This window comes from Glutamicibacter nicotianae, assembly GCF_006539525.1.
Lineage (GTDB): Bacteria > Actinomycetota > Actinomycetes > Actinomycetales > Micrococcaceae > Glutamicibacter > Glutamicibacter nicotianae.
In genome coordinates this window covers 84544-100244 of the sequence record NZ_BJNE01000010.1, presented here as the reverse complement: position 1 = coordinate 100244, position 15701 = coordinate 84544, and the positions used below count along the sequence as shown (strand labels likewise).

The window sequence follows — 15701 nt, the reverse complement described above, 5'->3', positions numbered from 1 at the left end:
CCTTGGATCATAGGAAGCCGAACCAGAAGAAGGTGCCCTTGGATGCGCAGATAGTCTCCGATATCTACCGGGAGCATGGCGATGCCCTGCGGCGTTTCGCGCTGCGGGTGGCCCGCAGCCAGGAGGAAGCCGACGACGTGGTGCAGGAAACGGTGCTGCGGGTCTGGAGAGCCTCGCCGGAGGTGACCGGTTCGCTGCGCAGCTACCTCTTTGCCACGGCGCGCAATGTCATCATCGACAGGCATCGCCGAGCCGCCGCGAGGATCTCGGCAATCCCGCTGGGAGAAGTCGACCCCGAGTCCAGGGATTCGACCGCCGGCATCGCCGAGGCGCTGGACCGGATCTTGATGGAGGAAGCACTGATGCGCTTGAGCCTTGAGCATCGGCAGGTGGTCGTCCATCTGCATTACTTCGGTTCCACTGTGGCCCAAACGGCCGTGGAACTGCAGATCCCGGAGGGTACCGTGAAGTCCCGCGCCTACTATGCCCTGCGCTCGTTGCGCGGGATCCTGGCCGAAATGGGAGTGGAGAAGTGAACGAGCATATCGACCTCGGGGCCTACTTGCTCGGCGGGTTGGCACCGGCAGAACATGCGGCATTCGAAGCGCACCTGGCCGGGTGCCAGCAATGCCAGCAGGAGGCCAAGCAGTTCGGCGCCATCGGTCCGCGGCTGCGCGCCCTGGACGAGGCCACCGCCCATGCCCTGCTCATGGAGCGGCCCGCGCAGCAGACTGCGGAGCAAACCGCCGAGCACGGGCAGGCACCACCGGAGCGAACACTGGATGGCCTGCGGGCGCGGCGGCGGCGCCGGAGGATCGTGAAGGGCGCCGGCTTGGCAGCGGCCGTGGCAGCATCGGTGGCGCTGGGGCTCGGGCTCTCTCCGGTGCTGTTCCCCGCGCAGGCGCCGGCAACGGATGCCAGCTACGAGGTGCGCGGCGGCACCGGCGCGCAGGTGGATCTGGGACTGAAGGCCAAGGCCTGGGGCACCGAAGTCCATTTCGACGGCCGCGACCTGCCCACCGATGGCCAGCTTTCGCTGTGGGTGCTGGATGCGGCGGGAAGCGCCGAGCAGGCCGGAGCCTGGCTGGCCACAACAACCGGCACGACGCAGATGACCGGCGCCGTGCCGGTGATGCTGAACGACATTTCAGTGATCCAGCTGCGCGATGCCGGCTCGGCGGTGCTCGCCGAGGTGCCGCTGGGCCGACAGGGTGCGTCCTAGCCCCGGCGCAGCACGCGCGGCTTCCTACCACGGCGAGGGCTGGTAGTCCTTGAGGAAGCAGCCGTACAGGTCGATGCCGCGTTCGCCATCGACGATGGGCTGGTAGACGCGGGCGGCGCCGTCGATCAGATCCAGCGGGGCGTGCCAGCCTTCGGCGACCATGCGCACCTTGGCATCGTGCGGGCGCTCGTCGGTGATCCACCCGGTGTCCACCGCGGTCATCAGGATCCGGTCGGTGGCGAGCATTTCCTCGGCGCTGGTGCGGGTGAGCATATTCAGCGAGGCCTTGGCCATGTTGGTGTGCGGGTGCCCGGCGCCCTTGTAGCGGCGGGAGAACTGGCCTTCCATGGCCGAGACGTTCACGATGTACTTGCGCCGCGCCTCGGAGGCGGCCAGCGCGGGGCGCAGCCGGGAGGCCAGCAGGAAGGGCGCGGTGACATTGCACAGCTGCACTTCCAGCATTTCCAGGGCATCCACATCCCCGAGGATCTGGGTCCAGGAATTCTCCGTGACCACATCCGGCACCAGTCCCCCGGCATCGATGGCGGTGCCCGCGGCAATGCGCTCCAGGGAGGCGGAACCGGCGGTCATCGCCAGGTCCGCGAGCTGCTGCGCGTCGTACCCGCCCAGCGTGCTCGGGGCCAGCAGCGCGGAATCCTCCAGCCGGAAGGCGCTGGCCAGCGCCCGCGGGTGCTCGGCCGGCGGGTTCGCCTCGCCCCACAGCTGAGGTCCGCCCTGCCCGAAGGCCAGTTCACCGGCCAGCGGCTGCAGCTCTGATTCGATCAGGTGCTGGTAGGAGTTCGCGGTGCGGCGCACGGTCTGCGCGGCATTGTTGATCAGGATGTCCAGCGGGCCCTCGGCCGCAATGCGGTCAGCCAGCGAGATCACCTGGGCGGGGTCGCGCAGGTCGATGCCCACGATGCGCAGCCGGTGCATCCAGTCCGCGCTGTCCTCCAATGCGGCGAAGCGCCGGGCAGCGTCCTTGGGGAAGCGCGTGGTGATGGTGGTGTGGGCGCCGTCGCGCAGCAGGCGCAGGGCGATATGCATGCCGATCTTCGCCCGGCCGCCGGTGAGCAGCGCGCGCTTGCCGGACAGGTCGGCGCGGGCATCGCGGCGTTCGCGCCCGGCGGCGGCGCAGTCAGGGCAGAGATAGTGGTGGAAGGCATCCACCGTGGTGTAGCGCTGCTTGCAAATGTAGCAGCCGCGCGGCTTGCGGAATTGCCCGGCACTCTGCCCCTGGGTCGGGGTGCTCAGATCCAGGCCCAGGGTCTCGTCGTCCAGCCGCTGCGGCGAGCCGGTGGCGGTCCGCTCGATCAGCGCGCGGTCAGCGGCGCTGATCTCGGCGCGCTTCTGGGATTTGCGGTAGCGCTTGGCAGCCTTGAACATGTTGCTGGTCGCGCGGCGCACGGCGATATGCCGTTCATCCGCGGAGTCCAGCGTGTGCACCACCGAGAGCACCTTCAGCGCAGTCGCCAGTTCCTCGTCGGTGAACAGTTCGGTTTCGGTTGCCTGCCCGGGCGGCGGTGTCAGTTCATTCATCTCGCCACCAATTTTACGTGGTGGGTCGCCGGCTAGTTTTCTTGGGCCAGATCCGCCAGGGTGGCGATGAGCAGGCGGCGCTCGACTACCTTGATGCGCTCGTGCAGGGATTCTTCGGTGTCGGTATCCTCGATGGCCACGGCTTCCTGGCGCAGGATCGGACCGGTGTCCACCCCGGCATCCGCAATGTGCACGGTGCAGCCGGTGACCTTCACACCGTAGGCCAGGGCGTCGCGCACGCCGTGGGCGCCCGGGAAGGACGGCAGCAGGGCCGGGTGGGTGTTGATGTAGGTGCCGTCGAAGGCATTGATGAACTCTTCGCCGACGATGCGCATGAATCCGGAGGACACCACATAGTCCGGGGCGTAGGACAGGCACTTTTCGGTCAGCGCATGGTTCCAGTCGCCGCGGTCCGCATAGTCCTTGAAGTTCACCACGAAGGTCTCGATGCCGGCGGCAGCCGAGCGTTCCACCCCGTAGGTGCCGTGCTTGTCTGCGCCGACGGCAGCGATCTCGACGTTCTCCAGTTCGCCGCTGGCGACGGCATCGATGACTGCCTGGAGATTAGAACCGGTACCTGAAACCAAAACCACAATGCGCATGGGTTCAATTCTACGGTTCGCTTCTTGCCTCCCTTGAACCCGGACGCAATGTTGCACTGCGTTTCCTCTGCTGCCGCCATATTCGATGCCCGCGTGCTGTACCGGCCATAGACTGGCCTTAACAGCGCAGTTCGATGTGGAGGTCTTGATGAGCCAGATAGTTCCCGACGGCAAGGACTGGACAATTGTCTTGGATACGGTGTGCGAGCAGTGCGGCTATGACGTGCGCGGCATCTCGCCGGGCGATGCCATTGAGCAGCTGCCTGGACACGTGGAGCGCTACATCTCGGTACTCTCACGTCCCGATGCTGCCATCCGCACCAACCCTGCGCGCTGGAGCGCGCAGGAGTACGTGGCGCACGTCGCCGAAATGCTTGAGGTGATGACCGGGCGCTTCACCCTGATGCTGGAACGCGATGAACCGGAGTTCCCCAACTGGGACCAGGACCAGGCGGCCGAGGCGGGAAACTACAACGCGCTGGGAGCCGGTCAGGTCGCCGAGCTGCTGCGGAAGAATGCCGCGGGCTACGCCGCGATACTGAAGAGCCTGGATCCGGCGCAGTATTCCCGCCGCGGCCTGCGCTCGAACGGCGCCGCGTTTACCGTGGAAACGCTGAACCAGTATGCCTGGCATGATCTCGTGCATCACCTGTGGGATCTGGGTGTGGAAATCAGCTAACTGTGCCCGATACGGACCCAGCAGGTCAATGGAATGGGTTGTGGCCTTTGGCTAGACTTCTTGGCGTATGCGCGAAAACAGGTCTACGTAAGGAGCCAGGCGTCCATGCCAAAGGCATATTTCGGAAAAGTTTCTGCACTGGCAATCACCGGGCTGCTCACCCTGACGGCATGTTCGGCCGGGACTCCCCAGAGCGAACCAAGCGATGTTCCGGTCCCTTCGGCCGAGGAATACCTGCCGCTGCTGGCGCAAACGCAGGACGATGACGACAAGCTTCCCGAGGGCTTCGAGGATACCGAATCCTACGACCCGCAAACCCGCCACCTGCTGGCCACCTCGGACCTCGGCCGGCATTATGTCGCGGTCGGCAACGAAGGCCAACTGTGCATGGTGGCCATTCCCGAGCCGGTGGAAGAGGACGGCGACTACGAGATCGCCGGAACCACCTGCCCGACGATGGATTACGTGGTGGAGAACGGGGTTCCGCTCAAGGTCAACGGCGGCGAGAACAGCCTGGAAATCGTCACCTACCTGATGCCTGCCGGCATCAGCGGCGAGACGGTTCAGAACGCCGTCTCCGAAATGCGCGCCTCGCACCCTGAGCTTGCCGCCGAGGATATCCAGGTAGTCACCGAAAACGACTCCGTGCTGCTGGTGATGGAAGAATCAACCGCCGCGACGCTGGGACAGATCACCATCAACCGCCCCGAGGGCGACCCGCTGGTGCTGGCCAGCCTGACCTAGCCTTCGAGCACCGGGTCGGTTTCGAAGAGCGGGGCAATCAGGTAGCCGATGGCGGTGCCCAAGCCGATTTGCAGTGCCAGGGCGCCGGCGGTGGCCCACATGTTCGGGCCGATCTCGACCAGCCGGCCGATGGCCAGGGAACCGGAGGAGAGCCAGGAACCGGCAAGGCTCAGCAGCCCGGTCACGACCCCGGTGAAGACCGCCAAGCATGCGGTCGAGGCCCCCAGCGACAAGGCATTGAAGGGAATCCTGCGGGCAAACCAGTCTTCGAGGTGGTTCTCGCCCACGCGCAGGAAGTACCAGCCGGCCACGATGCCTGCGGCCACCGGGATCAGCAGGAACAGCCATTGGTGCGCCATGTCCCCGGAGGGCAGGGACGCGAGCATTGGAATCGACGGCAGCGGGCCCACCGTGGTTTCCAGGGTGGACAGGGTGCTGCCGGTGCCGATGCTGAACCCGCCGCCGCTGATCCACGACAAGACCCAGAACACCGCATTCGGGATGAAGGACAGCTGCACCAGGGTCAGCGCTGCCGAGCCGATCGGTCCCGGGCGCAGCTCCTGGGACACGTTGGCGACATCGGTCCAGTGCACACCGAGGTTGATGGTCAGCAGCAACCCGGAGATTCCCACGGCGGCCACATAGCCGAGGAATCCGGCGACGATCACATGCCAGACATAGGATCCGGCCCAGCGGCGATGCGGCGAGACCCGCTGGATATAGGCGGCCGTGTCAACACCGAACAGGCGGGCCCAGGAGCCGGCTTCTCGGCGCGCGCCGATAATCAGGCCCAGCAGGGCGATGATCAGCGGGATGAAGGCGGCGGCAAGGATATTGACCCGCGCATAGGAATTATTGGCAAGGAAACCGATGCCGGTGCCGATGGCCCCGTAGGCCAGGAAGGCTCCGGCCAACCCCTGCCAGAGCTGGTCGGTGTAGGATGCGCGGGCGATGCGCCGCCCGGCACGCAGGCAGAACAGGAAGGGCACCAGCGACAGCCCCAGGGGGATCAGCGTGAGCCATCCGATCACAGAGCTGGGGTCCGCTTCGGGACCGAGATTCAGGATCTCCACCGGCACGCCGTGGACGAGCAGCCAGATGAGGCCGCCGAACTGCAGGATCGTCTCGAAGGAGTCTTCCAGAAAGCCCCCGCTGAAATAGACGGCGACCAGCGGCAACGTGATCAGGGCAAGGCAAAAGACCACGGATTGCAGTATCTCGAAGACCCCCTGCAACGCCAGGGGCATTGGCCAGCCGTTGCGCAGGCGCAACATCACTGCCTTCATGGGTTTCTTTTCGCGGCTCATCATCTTCAATGTTGCCACCATTGGCGCCGACCGGCCTCGATCGACGCGCAATGATGAGCTGAAGGGTTGCCTAGAACGCCCGGGCTAGTAGCTGTCCGGTGTGGCGCCCTGCGCTTCGGAGGAGAAGCTTGCAGCCAGCGCTTCGGTGGAGCGGGCCAGCAACGCCACATCGGCGCCCACGCCGACAAAGTCCGCGCCGGCAGCCATGTATTCGCGGGCGCTCTTCTGGTCGAAGGCGTTCACCCCGGCATACTTGCCCGCCGCCTTGGCCGCGTTGATCGACTTGAGCACCGCGGCGACCACGTCCGGGTGGCTCTGCTGGCCGATCACTCCCATGGAGGCGGCCAGGTCCGATGGGCCGATGAAGATGCCGTCGACACCTTCGGTGGCGACGATGTCCTCGACGTTGCGCACCGCTTCATCCGCTTCGATCTGCACCATGATGGTGATGGTCTCGTCGGCACGGGCCAGGTAGTCGGGGATGCGGTTCCAGCGGGCCGAGCGGGCCAGCGCGGAACCGACGCCGCGCACGCCCTTGGGCGGGTACTGGCAGGCGGCCACGGCAGCCGCGGCCTGCTCGGCGTCGTTGACCATCGGGATGATCAGCGACTGCACGCCCAGGTCCAGGAACTGCTTGATTGTCACCGGGTCGTTGACCGCAGGGCGGACCACCGGCACTACCGGGTAGCTGCGCACCGCTTGCAGCTGGGCGAGGATGTTCTGCAGGTCGTTGGGCGAATGCTCGCCGTCGATGAACAGCCAATCGAAGCCTGCGCCTGCGCAGATCTCGGCGACCAGCGGGGAGGCCGAGCACACCCAGATGCCGGCCAGCGAGTGGTCGGCGTCCTTGAGCGCGTCCTTCAGCGACGGATCCGGCTCTACTCGAAATGGCATGTCACAGTTCCCAACGGTCCGTAGTCGGCAAAGACGGTGTCCCCGGCGTTGACCCACATGGGGCGGGTGAAGGAACCGGCAAGGATGATTTCCCCGGCCTTGAGCTTGTCGCCGTGCGGGGCGATCTTGTTGGCCAGCCAGTACACGCCAGCGGCGGGGTGGTTCAGCACACCGGCTGCGACGCCGGTTTCCTCGACGGTCTGGTTCTTGAACAAGATGCCGGAGACCCAGCGCAGATCGATGCTCTCGGGCTTGACCGGGTTGCCGCCGATCACCATGGCGCCCATGGCCGCGTTGTCGCTGATGGTGTCCACAATCGTGCGGCCTTCCATCTCCACGCGGGCATCGAGGATTTCCAGGGCCGGGATGACGTATTCGGTAGCGTCGAGCACATCGAAGATGTTCGCCCGCGGGCCTTCGATATCCTTCTTGAGCTTGAAGGCCAGTTCCATTTCCACGCGGGCGCCGGTGAAGTCTTCCCACTTCAGCTTTGCGCCGGAATCGTAGACCATATCGTCGAAAATGATCCCGTAGTCAGGCTCGGTAATGCCGGTAGCCATCTGCATGGCACGGGAAGTCAGGCCGATCTTGCGGCCTACCAGCACACGGCCGGCCGCTTCGGACCGCTGGCGCCACAGGTTCTGGACGCGGTAGGAATCCTCTACCGTCATTTCTGGGTAACGCGCGGTCAGGCGCGGCACGGGAGTCCGCGTCTCGCCGGCCTGGACCAGCTCATCGGCAATGGCCGTGATTGTTTCCTCGGATAGCATCGACGGCTACACCTTTCACTACTCTTCAAACCTCGTTCAGCTGCCATCATCTCGAAGAAATGACTTAGCTCACGGTTCTTGATCGTACCGAGGTTCGGTATTGATGGCACATCGTACTAACATATTGCTTCGCTTTCACGGCAATTCGAATGGATGCAGGACAACGGGGCCAGAATGATGGAAGCAGGCCGGCTCAGGAACCGGATTTGAGGTTCGCCAGCAGCGCTTCGAACGGCAATGAGGTGAGCTCGTCATCGGGATCGGCGAATTCGCTGACCGATGGGGCGATGGAACGGGTGTCGCCCAAATCCGCGTCCGCGGATAGTTCGCCTTCGCTCAGCGACAGTGCCAGGACGACTTCCCGCGCAACCCGGCGAGCGCGATCGGCCAGCGTGCCGGACAGTCCCTGCCCGCCGAAATCCTCGGAGGCCGCGAAGACTGTGGTCGGCATGATCTGCGCCCGCAGGTAGGAGAAGATCGGGCGCATGGCGTAGTCAATCGCGAGCTGGTGGCGCTGGGTTCCCGCGGTGGCGGCGAGCACGACCGGCTTTCCGCTCAGCGATTTGGGGTCCAGGATATCGAGGAAGGACTTGAACAGGCCGGAGACCGAGGCGGTGAAGACCGGGGTCGCTGCCACGAGCACGTCGGCACCCACTACCGCATCGATGGCCTTCTGCAGGCCCGGGGCGGCGAAACCGGTGAGCATGTTGTTCGTGATCTCACCAGCATGCTCACGCAGTTCGATATTGGCCACGTCGGCCTGCACCCCAGCAGCAGCCAGCTGGGTGGCGATATTCTGTCCGATTTGCCCACCGAGCAGCGAGGAGCTTGATGGGGTTCCCAGTCCACCGCTGATGACGACTACTGACTTGCTCACGGTTCCTGCCTTTCACGATTTATATGCGTATGCATGTATCAACGGCGGGGGCGCCCGAGGTATTCCCATTTGCCGAGAAACATTTTGGCTCGTAGCGGGAGTCGTCTTTTTCAGTATTGTGACGATCGCAATGTTATTGATAACATCAGCGTATGAGCACCCCGCAGCCCCAGACCGAGAACCAGCGCGAAATCGAAGAAGGCGTCCGCACCGACTTCAAGAACACGATGTCCTACGGCAGCTACCTCGACCTTGACCGCATCCTGTCCGCGCAGCATCCGGTGAGCGTTCCCGAGCACCACGATGAAATGCTCTTCATCATCCAGCACCAGACCAGCGAACTGTGGCTCAAGCTCATGCTCCACGAGCTCATCGAGGCTCGCCGCCTGCTGGGCGTCGACGACTTCGGCAAGGCGCTGAAATGCCTGGCCCGGGTCAAGCACATCCAGAAGACCCTGACCGAGCAGTGGTCGGTGCTGGCAACCCTCACGCCGCGCGAGTACGCGCAGTTCCGCGATTTCCTCGGCTCGTCTTCCGGCTTCCAGTCCTTCCAGTACCGTGCCGTCGAATTCATCCTGGGCAATAAGCATGAAGGCATGCTCAAGGTCCACGAGGCAGATCCCAAGGCGCACGAGCTGCTGTCCAAGTTGCTGCATGAGCCAAGCCTCTACGACGTCTTCCTGGCCGCCTTGGCCCGCCATGGCTACAGCATCCCCGAAGAAGTGCTGTCCCGCGATGTCACCAAGCCGTGGGCGTTCCAGGAGGCACTGGTTCCGGTATTCAAGGACATCTACGAGTCCGAGGACACCCGCTGGGGCTTCTACCAGGCCTGCGAGGACCTGGTGGATGTCGAGGACAACTTCCAGGCATGGCGCTTCCGGCACATGCGCGTCGTCCAGCGCACCATTGGCTTCAAGCGCGGCACCGGCGGTTCTTCGGGAGTCGACTTCCTCAAGCGCGCCCTGGATCTGACCTTCTTCCCGGAACTGTTCGCGGTGCGTACCGAAATTGGCAAGTAGCACCTCGCTTACCGCGCTGAGCCTCGATGATTTCGAGGCGCGAAGCGGAAGCGCGACATCGATAATCCGGACGATCACCGGCCTGTATATCAGGCACGAGAAAATACCAGTGGCGCGAACCCGCATCGTGGAGCTGGCACAGGCCGCCGGGATTTCGGCTCCTGCGGCGCAGACCGCCATCTCCCGGCTGATCGACCGCGGAGTGCTGGAAGCCGGGCAGCTATCCACCTTGGGCGTGCCGAGCGCGGCGCAGCAGATGTTCGAGCGCGGCACCCGGAGAATCTTCACGCCACGGCAGATGTCGGACGCTGATCTCTGGTGCCTGGTCGCCTACTCGCTGCCGGAGAGCCTGCGCTCCGTGCGCCATCAGTTACGCAAGCATTTCCTGCAGCTTGGCGGAGGCATGCTGGGATCCGGGTTATGGATTTTCCCCGAGTACCTGCGCGAGGAAGCCACGGCAGTGCTCATGGCTTTGGGCGCCAGGCAGCACGCAACGCTGTTCACTGCGCAGCAGCCGCACTTCCCCGGCACGCCGCGGCAGGCCGCCAGTGCGTGGTGGGATCTTGAGCGCCTGGCCGCGCTGCATCAGGCATTCCTGGAGAACACCAATTCCCTCGATGCCAGCGACAACACTCCATCCAGCGCCTATCGGGGATATGTGGCAATGGTCGATTCATGGCGCACGCTCCCCTACCTCGACCCCGGTTTGCCCGGATCCATGCTGCCCGCGCACTGGCCTGGCGATGACAGCCGGAAACGCTTCTTGACGCTGTCCTCGGCTTTCAAGGAACCGGCCCTGCACTTCGCCCGCTCGCTGCTGGCTTCCTAGCTCCAGGCTGGTTTGCTTTCTCCGTACGGCGCCGGCGGATGGGGATAATCCATTGCATGGCCTGCAAAGCTGAAGGGCGGTGGAACATATTCAAGCATCCCGTAAGAACTGTCCATCTGCCGCAGCTGCACGCCACTGCCGAAATCAGCAGGGCATTCGCGCCCTTCATCTAAGGCGAACAGGGCATGAGCCGTCCGAGCCAAGGAGAATCGCACCGCCCCGGTTCGCCCTTGGGCGCTGCGGGCGCCAGCCAGGGCAATGATTGCAGCAGCCAGCCCGTAGCCGGTGGCATGATCCAAGGCTTGCACCGGCAAAGCGCCGGGAGTCCTGCCGTCGCCGCTATAGGCTTGCGCAATGCCGGTGGCGGCTTGCACGACGCTGTCGAACCCGCGCCGCTGGGCCCAGGACCCGGAATAGCCCCACGCACCCAGTTCAGCGATCATCAGCCGCGGATAGCGCTGGGCTAATTCATCCCGGCCAAGCCCCGCCGCGGCCAAGGCTCCGGGGCGATAGCCCAGGATGACGGCATCGGCATCCTGCAGCAGTTCATGGATCTTTGCCCGCCCCGCTGCGCTCTTCGCATCGAGCACCGTGCTGCGCTTGCCGAACCCGGTATCGACATGTTGCCAAGGCAGTTCCGGAAGCCGCGGACCGTCCACGCGCAAGACCTGGGCACCGAAGGCCGCGAGGGTTCTGGTGGCGGTGGGTCCGGCGATCACCCGTGTGAGATCCAGGACTTTCAACCCTTGAAGGGGCAATCCCGCACGCGGATCATATTTCCAGAACAGTGCCGAAGCGAGCGGACGCATGCTGAACTGTGCCCAGTGCCCGTTGCCTGCCACCTTGCCCTCGGCGGAGCTGAGCCACTGCTGCCGGGATCGCACCCGCGCGGCAACGCCGCCGGCCGCCACGATGCGCTCCTGGGCGTCATGTGCCGGCAGGCCTGCCAGCGCATCGGCTATGCCGCTACCCGAGGACATCCCTAATGCAGATTTGAGCGCACTCTCATGATGAGGGTAATTCGCGTGCGTCCTGATCCAGCCATCGGCTGTTCGGTAGAAGCCCGAGTGCGGGGCAAAACCCTGCGTACTCTCCCCCGCGATCCGCAGGTGGGCAGAGGACGCAAAAGCAGCTGCGATGTCCGCCGTCGCTGATGCCACCCGCAGTGGCGGAGTAGAAAGCGCATTGAGTGCAGAGCAGACCAACCCGACGGATCGTGCCGCGAGCTGCTCCACATCCAGAGGACCACCCCACCAGGCTATGGGCCCGGAAACGGGCCAGTTGCCTGCTGTCTCAAGCAACTGATGCTCGTGGAACCCAGAGCCCAGGACGTGCTCCATGGACGCGCGTTCTTCTTCGGAATGCAGCATGCTGCTCAGCCTATACCTGCAAGACCACCGTTCCGCTGCCGGCCGCTTCAATACAGAAAACCCGCAGCGCGTAGAAGTACGCGCTGCGGGTTTTCGTGAGCTCAGCGAAATTAGTTCGCTGGAACGTTCAGGGTCTGTCCAACCATGATGTAGTCGGGGTTGGACAGCTGGTCGTCATTCAAGACGAACAGGCCACGCCAGTCCTTGACGCCAAGCTTGTCGGCAATCTTGGACAGGGTGTCGCCCGACTTGACGGTGTAGTCCTTGCCCGAGTCGGTCACGTCAATGTTGAACACTGGTGCCTTCGGAGCTGGAGCAGCGTGCTTTGGAGCTGCCTGCTGCTTAGGAGCCTGCTTCTGGGTCGGAGCCGCCTGCTGCTTAGGAGCTGCCTGCTGCTTAGGAGCTGCCTGCTGCTTAGGAGCGGCCTGCTGCTTAGGAGCCTGCTTCTGCGGAGTCGAGGAACCCGAAGGGGAACCGCTGATGCCCAGCTTTGCAGTACATGCTGGCCATGCGCCCCAACCCTGCGATGCCTGGACCTTGGTTGCAATGCGGATCTGCTCGGCCTTCGAAGCCTGGTGCGGCATGCCCGAGCCGCCGAACGCCTTCCAGGTGGACAGCGAGAACTGCAGGCCACCGTAGTAGCCGTTGCCGGTGTTGATCGACCAGTTGCCACCGGACTCGCACTGGGCCAGCTTGTCCCAGGTGCTTGCGGCGTTTGCTGGTGCGGTTGCGGCAACGATTGCGGTGCCGGCAACTGCTACGGCGGCCAGCGAGGCTCCACCGCGACGGATCAAGTTCTTAGTCTTCTGCTGGATCATGATTCTCCAGTTGCTCTTCCCGCGCTCAGGTCTTCCTAGACCATCCTCGTGCACCGCTCAGCGTCGCATTTCGACTTTGATTAAATACTGCCCTGGCGAGCGGTTTGGAAGTCCCGGCAGTACCTGTTTCCCCATAACACTGCGAGTGTTATCGAAACGTTATGAAAGACCATAACGCACCAACCCACCACCCGCGCAACTCAGGAAACGGCCAGAAACCCCGTAAATACAGGTCAATTGGTCAGAAAAAAATTTAAAATCTGGCCGCGAAATCGCTCCGAACCCCTGATCAAGCGACGAAAATGTTACTCGGATGAAGTGGATATTTATCAGGACACTGTGATATAGCTTGCAATCCACTCACGGGTGGTTTCCAGCACCCTTCAAGGCTGCTTTTCCGCATCGACGAAGCTGCACAATCTGGATCCGCTACGCAGCATGCACGGCATTCGGAACGAGGCAATTTCTCCCCGGCAGATCCCCTCGGCTCTCAACGCCCTCAAGATCTCAGCGTGCAATAAACACACCACGCAGTTCCAGCAACGTGTCAACTAAATTGCCCTTAGGTAATGTGATTCAAGAAGCCGGAACTGTAGGTTTGATTTCATCAGTCAGACAGGGGAACTCGATGCCACTGGGAAACAGCATGACGAAAGAACGGTTCAAGGAGTCCTTGAGCTGCTATCCCCGTGCCCTGCGGGAATTCTTCCGCAATGACGGGCTGGATATAGCGGCGTCTCTGTCCTACTTCATGGTCCTTGCCATGTTCCCCGGCCTCTTGGCCTTGATCTCGCTGCTGTCCTTGGCCGGTGCCAGCGAAAGCGGCACCAAATGGATCATGGAGCTGCTGGAACAAAGTCTCGCGCCGAACGGTGAATCGGCAAGCGGCGACTCGCAGCAGCTGCTCGACACCGCCGAACAGCTGCTCGCAGGCTTGGCATCCCAGGCCAGCGGAACATTCTGGGCAATCCTCGTCGGTTCACTCGGCGCCTTGTGGAGTACCTCTGGCTATGTCACGGCATTCAGCCGCGCATTGAACCGGCTTTACGATGCACCGGAAGGCCGCCCGCAGTGGAAGCGCCGCCCGCAAATGTTCCTGATCACCGTGCTGATCATGCTCGTTGCCGTCGTAACCTTGGTGCTCCTGCTGACTTCGGGCTCCGTCGCCCGGGCAATCGGCAACATCATCGGCATGGGCGACAGCTTCGTGCTCATGCTAAATATCGCAAAGCCGCCATTGATGCTCATCATGCTGCTGCTGGTTCTGGCCTTGCTCTACTACTTCACCCCCAACGTCAAGCCGACGAAATTCCGCTGGTTCTCGCCCGGCACCCTGACCGCTCTGGTAATCCTGGGGCTCTCGGTCTTCGGCTTCGGCATCTACGTTTCGCAGTTCGCCAGCTACTCCGCCACCTATGGAACCATTGGCGGCGTGATCATCCTGGTCCTTGCTTGCTGGATCAGCAATATCGCTTTGCTCCTCGGGGCCTTGGTGGATATCGAATTCATCCGCCTCCGCCAGCTGCGTACCGGCATGCCGGCCGTTGATGATGTGCTGCTTCCGCTGCGCGATGACACTTTGATAGCGAAGCAGGAACTGGCCTCGTACAAGGACCTGGTCCAGGCCCAGGAGATCCGGATCAAGCACGGTGGCGACCCGCTGGAGGATATGGAAGCGGATCCGTCAACCAGTCCGAAACGCAAGATGAAGCTGCTGCCCATGGGGCTGGTTGCCGCGGCCGCCTGGACCGCTGGCCGAATGAAAGCCAAACGCGATTTGCGCCGGGACTCATAGCAGTCCCGTTAAGCTTAACAGCGCCCACCAGAGGCCACCGGATCCCAGAATCGCGATCGCCAATAACCACAAGGAAGGAAAGGTTCGCGTCGCCGCAGCGATCAAGTACGCATCGGACTGGGCAATATCCTTGCGCCTCCACAGGTGCACCGCAAGAAGCTTCACGAAGTCCTTCAAGCCCGCCAGCAGCAGGAACCCGGCAATCAGCAATGCCAGATACAGGTAGGCATCGACCGGCGCAAAGAAGACCACTCCCAATGCCACTGCTGCGCTAATCGTGCACACGACAAAGGCCGGCCAATTGCGGACGAAGACCAGCGCCAGCAGGAACAGCAACGCATAGATTCCCAGGGCCCGCCCGGCATAGCCCGCAGATATCCCCCACAGCATCAACGCTGAAACCCAAATGGGTGCGGGGTACCCGAAGATCCCGGCAATGATGACGGAGAACTTGCCCCGGCCGATGCTGCGCACTTCCCCGGAATGGTCCCAGCCCAACCGCAAGCCAGCCACGTACCTGCCGGTGAACAAGGCCGCTACGATATGGCCGAGCTCATGGATCAGCGTGGAGTACAGCCCGGTGATACGCCATACCGGACGCGGTACTACCAAGACCAGGATCAGGAACGCCAGGATCAGCCACTGCCACTGGTTCAAGGCCACGTCCACCGGCTGCGCGAGCCGGTCCCAAGCCTGGGCAATATCTAGATTCATTCCTGCTCCTTCGTGGCATCCAACATGACTCATTCTTGCAAGCCCGGCCTGCTACCGGCTGTCCGGCGAGCGCATTTCCCGGCTTTCTGGGAAACATCACAGGTGGCAGGCATAGTCTGCATAGCGAAACACTTTGCTATATCCCTTGGAGGAGTCTCATGTCCCGCATCGCTTCAACTGCCTTGGCCACCACCGGTTTGCTGGGCGGCTACGCTACCGGCCGCGCCACGAAGAAGCGTCCGCTGGCCGCGGTAGTGCTCGGTGCCGCCGGCGTTGGCGCGTTCCTGCTGTGGAAGAAGGACGCCGGAACCGGCAAGGCGGTGGCCCTGGCCAGCGCGTACCTCGGCGGCTTCGGTGCGTCCCATCCGCTGGCCAAGAAAATCGGCGCGTGGCCAGCAGTGAACACGGTGACTGCCGGCGTGGCCCTGCTCTCGCTGGTGCTCGGCGGTTCCAAGAAGAAGGCAGAGGAGCTCTCCTAAACGGGAACAGTGAATCTGTCGGGGTCTGGTGCTACGTTGACTA

The 15701-nt window shown here is 63.3% G+C and carries 17 protein-coding genes; 8 read left to right on the top strand and 9 right to left on the bottom strand.

Annotation, left to right across the window (positions count from 1 at the left end; all coding sequences use genetic code 11):
- Positions 1–32: 32 nt before the first annotated feature.
- Entirely contained in the window at positions 33–536 is a 504-nt protein-coding gene (locus tag ANI01nite_RS12140) for a sigma-70 family RNA polymerase sigma factor (protein ID WP_141358305.1), read from the top strand.
- Positions 533–1222, top strand: a complete 690-nt coding sequence (locus tag ANI01nite_RS12135; RefSeq protein WP_066140083.1) for an anti-sigma factor family protein — start codon at positions 533–535, stop codon at positions 1220–1222. The genes ANI01nite_RS12140 and ANI01nite_RS12135 overlap by 4 nt, the downstream gene beginning before the upstream one ends.
- 24 nt (positions 1223–1246) lie before the next feature.
- Here the strand turns inward: ANI01nite_RS12135 and ANI01nite_RS12130 are convergent, their stop codons facing one another.
- Together ANI01nite_RS12130 and purN are read right to left on the bottom strand one after the other, a co-directional pair.
- Positions 1247–2761, bottom strand: a complete 1515-nt coding sequence (locus ANI01nite_RS12130; RefSeq protein ID WP_141358266.1) for an SDR family NAD(P)-dependent oxidoreductase — start codon at positions 2759–2761, stop codon at positions 1247–1249.
- Between the two features lie 32 nt (positions 2762–2793).
- Positions 2794–3363 carry a phosphoribosylglycinamide formyltransferase gene (gene purN, locus ANI01nite_RS12125; protein WP_141358264.1) on the bottom strand — a complete coding sequence of 190 codons (570 nt, stop codon included), beginning with the start codon at positions 3361–3363 and terminating at the stop codon, positions 2794–2796.
- 148 nt (positions 3364–3511) lie between these two features.
- On the opposite strand from purN, the gene ANI01nite_RS12120 reads away from it, so the two are divergent.
- Together ANI01nite_RS12120 and ANI01nite_RS12115 are read left to right on the top strand one after the other, a co-directional pair.
- Entirely contained in the window at positions 3512–4042 is a 531-nt protein-coding gene (locus ANI01nite_RS12120) for a DinB family protein (RefSeq protein WP_170214641.1), read from the top strand.
- Between the two features lie 105 nt (positions 4043–4147).
- Entirely contained in the window at positions 4148–4786 is a 639-nt protein-coding gene (locus ANI01nite_RS12115) for a hypothetical protein (RefSeq protein WP_073706529.1), read from the top strand.
- On the opposite strand, the gene ANI01nite_RS12110 is transcribed toward ANI01nite_RS12115, so the two are convergent.
- The 4 genes from ANI01nite_RS12110 to ANI01nite_RS12095 form a co-directional block, all read right to left on the bottom strand.
- Positions 4783–6072 (bottom strand): cell division protein PerM, encoded by a 1290-nt coding sequence (locus ANI01nite_RS12110; protein WP_141358260.1) that lies wholly within the window; start codon positions 6070–6072, stop codon positions 4783–4785. The genes ANI01nite_RS12115 and ANI01nite_RS12110 overlap by 4 nt on opposite strands.
- Before the next feature lie 105 nt (positions 6073–6177).
- The gene (locus ANI01nite_RS12105; RefSeq protein ID WP_174787685.1) at positions 6178–6987 is read right to left on the bottom strand and encodes an aldolase/citrate lyase family protein; all 810 of its coding nucleotides are present in this window, start codon (positions 6985–6987) and stop codon (positions 6178–6180) included.
- Complete coding sequence (gene hpaH / locus ANI01nite_RS12100) at positions 6972–7757, bottom strand: 2-oxo-hept-4-ene-1,7-dioate hydratase (protein ID WP_038989991.1); 786 nt, start codon at positions 7755–7757, stop codon at positions 6972–6974. The genes ANI01nite_RS12105 and hpaH overlap by 16 nt, the downstream gene beginning before the upstream one ends.
- Before the next feature lie 193 nt (positions 7758–7950).
- A complete protein-coding gene (locus tag ANI01nite_RS12095; protein ID WP_141358258.1) occupies positions 7951–8634 on the bottom strand; it encodes a CE1759 family FMN reductase in 684 nt (227 codons plus the stop codon).
- Positions 8635–8786: 152 nt separating this feature from the next.
- Between ANI01nite_RS12095 and kynA the strand changes: the two genes are divergently transcribed.
- Positions 8787–9653, top strand: a complete 867-nt coding sequence (gene kynA / locus ANI01nite_RS12090; protein ID WP_038989993.1) for a tryptophan 2,3-dioxygenase — start codon at positions 8787–8789, stop codon at positions 9651–9653.
- Positions 9643–10482 (top strand): PaaX family transcriptional regulator, encoded by an 840-nt coding sequence (locus ANI01nite_RS12085; RefSeq protein ID WP_141358256.1) that lies wholly within the window; start codon positions 9643–9645, stop codon positions 10480–10482. The genes kynA and ANI01nite_RS12085 overlap by 11 nt, the downstream gene beginning before the upstream one ends.
- Here the strand turns inward: ANI01nite_RS12085 and ANI01nite_RS12080 are convergent.
- Together ANI01nite_RS12080 and ANI01nite_RS12075 are read right to left on the bottom strand one after the other, a co-directional pair.
- Positions 10479–11462 (bottom strand): CoA transferase, encoded by a 984-nt coding sequence (locus ANI01nite_RS12080; protein ID WP_255314528.1) that lies wholly within the window; start codon positions 11460–11462, stop codon positions 10479–10481. The two genes, ANI01nite_RS12085 and ANI01nite_RS12080, sit on opposite strands and share 4 nt — an antisense overlap.
- 500 nt (positions 11463–11962) lie before the next feature.
- Positions 11963–12670 (bottom strand): LysM peptidoglycan-binding domain-containing protein, encoded by a 708-nt coding sequence (locus ANI01nite_RS12075; RefSeq protein ID WP_141358254.1) that lies wholly within the window; start codon positions 12668–12670, stop codon positions 11963–11965.
- A 646-nt stretch (positions 12671–13316) separates the two neighbouring features.
- On the opposite strand from ANI01nite_RS12075, the gene ANI01nite_RS12070 reads away from it, so the two are divergent.
- Positions 13317–14465 carry a YihY/virulence factor BrkB family protein gene (locus tag ANI01nite_RS12070; protein WP_162989195.1) on the top strand — a complete coding sequence of 383 codons (1149 nt, stop codon included), beginning with the start codon at positions 13317–13319 and terminating at the stop codon, positions 14463–14465.
- Here the strand turns inward: ANI01nite_RS12070 and ANI01nite_RS12065 are convergent.
- Positions 14460–15179 carry a M50 family metallopeptidase gene (locus tag ANI01nite_RS12065; protein WP_170214640.1) on the bottom strand — a complete coding sequence of 240 codons (720 nt, stop codon included), beginning with the start codon at positions 15177–15179 and terminating at the stop codon, positions 14460–14462. The two genes, ANI01nite_RS12070 and ANI01nite_RS12065, sit on opposite strands and share 6 nt — an antisense overlap.
- A 158-nt stretch (positions 15180–15337) precedes the next feature.
- On the opposite strand from ANI01nite_RS12065, the gene ANI01nite_RS12060 reads away from it, so the two are divergent.
- Positions 15338–15658 (top strand): hypothetical protein, encoded by a 321-nt coding sequence (locus ANI01nite_RS12060; protein WP_128471445.1) that lies wholly within the window; start codon positions 15338–15340, stop codon positions 15656–15658.
- Positions 15659–15701: the final 43 nt, after the last annotated feature.

What these genes read in the sequence shown, in the direction of transcription:
- ANI01nite_RS12130 (WP_141358266.1), bottom strand. Translation starts at nt 2,761, where the DNA reads ATGAATGAACTGACACCGCCGCCCGGGCAGGCAACCGAAACCGAACTG.
- purN (WP_141358264.1), bottom strand. Translation starts at nt 3,363, where the DNA reads ATGCGCATTGTGGTTTTGGTTTCAGGTACCGGTTCTAATCTCCAGGCA.
- ANI01nite_RS12120 (WP_170214641.1), top strand. Translation starts at nt 3,512, where the DNA reads ATGAGCCAGATAGTTCCCGACGGCAAGGACTGGACAATTGTCTTGGAT.
- ANI01nite_RS12115 (WP_073706529.1), top strand. Translation starts at nt 4,148, where the DNA reads ATGCCAAAGGCATATTTCGGAAAAGTTTCTGCACTGGCAATCACCGGG.
- ANI01nite_RS12110 (WP_141358260.1), bottom strand. Translation starts at nt 6,072, where the DNA reads ATGAAGGCAGTGATGTTGCGCCTGCGCAACGGCTGGCCAATGCCCCTG.
- ANI01nite_RS12105 (WP_174787685.1), bottom strand. Translation starts at nt 6,987, where the DNA reads ATGCCATTTCGAGTAGAGCCGGATCCGTCGCTGAAGGACGCGCTCAAG.
- hpaH (WP_038989991.1), bottom strand. Translation starts at nt 7,757, where the DNA reads ATGCTATCCGAGGAAACAATCACGGCCATTGCCGATGAGCTGGTCCAG.
- kynA (WP_038989993.1), top strand. Translation starts at nt 8,787, where the DNA reads ATGAGCACCCCGCAGCCCCAGACCGAGAACCAGCGCGAAATCGAAGAA.
- ANI01nite_RS12080 (WP_255314528.1), bottom strand. Translation starts at nt 11,462, where the DNA reads ATGTCCTCGGGTAGCGGCATAGCCGATGCGCTGGCAGGCCTGCCGGCA.
- ANI01nite_RS12075 (WP_141358254.1), bottom strand. Translation starts at nt 12,670, where the DNA reads ATGATCCAGCAGAAGACTAAGAACTTGATCCGTCGCGGTGGAGCCTCG.
- ANI01nite_RS12070 (WP_162989195.1), top strand. Translation starts at nt 13,317, where the DNA reads ATGACGAAAGAACGGTTCAAGGAGTCCTTGAGCTGCTATCCCCGTGCC.
- ANI01nite_RS12065 (WP_170214640.1), bottom strand. Translation starts at nt 15,179, where the DNA reads ATGAATCTAGATATTGCCCAGGCTTGGGACCGGCTCGCGCAGCCGGTG.
- ANI01nite_RS12060 (WP_128471445.1), top strand. Translation starts at nt 15,338, where the DNA reads ATGTCCCGCATCGCTTCAACTGCCTTGGCCACCACCGGTTTGCTGGGC.